Below are 1046 nucleotides of genomic sequence, written 5' to 3'. Positions count from 1 at the left end.
AGCCGCGGCCGTAGGCGGTTTCGATGAGGCCGGGGACGGCCAGCTTGCGGCGGAGGGCGGCTACGTGGACGTCTAGGACCTTGGTGGGGCCGTACCAGTTCGTGTCCCAGACGCGTTCCAGCAACTCTTGGCGGGTGAAGACTCTGCCGGGGTCGTCGGCCAGGCACTCTAGGATCTCGAACTCGCGGGGGGTGAGGGGGATGTCCTCGCCGTGGACGGTGACTTTGCGGGCTCTGGAGTCGACGACCAGGGGGCCGTGGCGGACTACGCCGCTGTCGGTGTCTGGGGGGTTGATGCGGCGCAGGACGGCGCGGATGCGGGCTAGCAGTTCGGCGAGGCCGAAGGGTTTGACCAGGTAGTCGTCGGCGCCCTCGTCCAGGGCGGCTACGCGGTCGCATTCTTCGCCGCGTGCGCTGACTACGAGAATGGCGCTGGTGCCGCGCGCGGCTAAGCGGCGGCAGATGTCGAGGCCGTCGGCGTCGGGTAGGCCTAGGTCGAGCAGGACGACGTCGGCGGGCTCGGCGGCCAGCGCTTGCGAGCCGGTCACGGCGGAGCGGACGGCGAAGCCGGCACGTTCGAGCCCGCGGGTGAGTGGGTCGGCGATGCCCGGGTCGTCCTCGACGAGGAGGACCGTTTGGGGGACGGCGCAGGCGGCTACTTCGCCGGCAGCGAATCGGTCCGGAACCGCGGGGGAAGCGGTGCCGGTTTCGCCAGGTGCTGAACCGGAACCGGCTACATCAAGGGCGGAACGTTCATGGGCGGAACCGTGATTGCCCGGGCTGTGGGCGCGCACCGGACTGGAACCGAGCGCTTCACGGGCGGGGTCGGAACCGGCCGGGCCACGGGCGCGCATTGAGCAGGAACCAGGCACGTCGCGGGCGGGGCCGGAATCGGCCGGGCCATGGGTGGATACGGAATCGACTCCGGGACCGGCCGTGCCGCGGGCGGAAGCGGAAATCACTCCGGGACCTGCCGCGCCACGGGCGGAGGTGGGGGCGACCGCGCCGCTGCCGGAAGCGCCGCTGGTGGCGCTGGTGGCGCGGGCG

Annotated in this window: 1 protein-coding gene; it reads right to left on the bottom strand. The window is 71.9% G+C overall.

All coding sequences use genetic code 11. The features are described 5' to 3' along the window. The coding region (locus KDK95_RS34735) for a response regulator transcription factor (protein WP_212522603.1) at window positions 1-1046 on the bottom strand (1046 nt) is incomplete at both ends.

The organism is Actinospica acidithermotolerans (assembly GCF_018139625.1).
Lineage (GTDB): Bacteria > Actinomycetota > Actinomycetes > Streptomycetales > Catenulisporaceae > Actinospica > Actinospica acidithermotolerans.
Note: the sequence above shows the minus strand (reverse complement) of the source record. Positions and strands in the feature narration are given on the sequence as shown.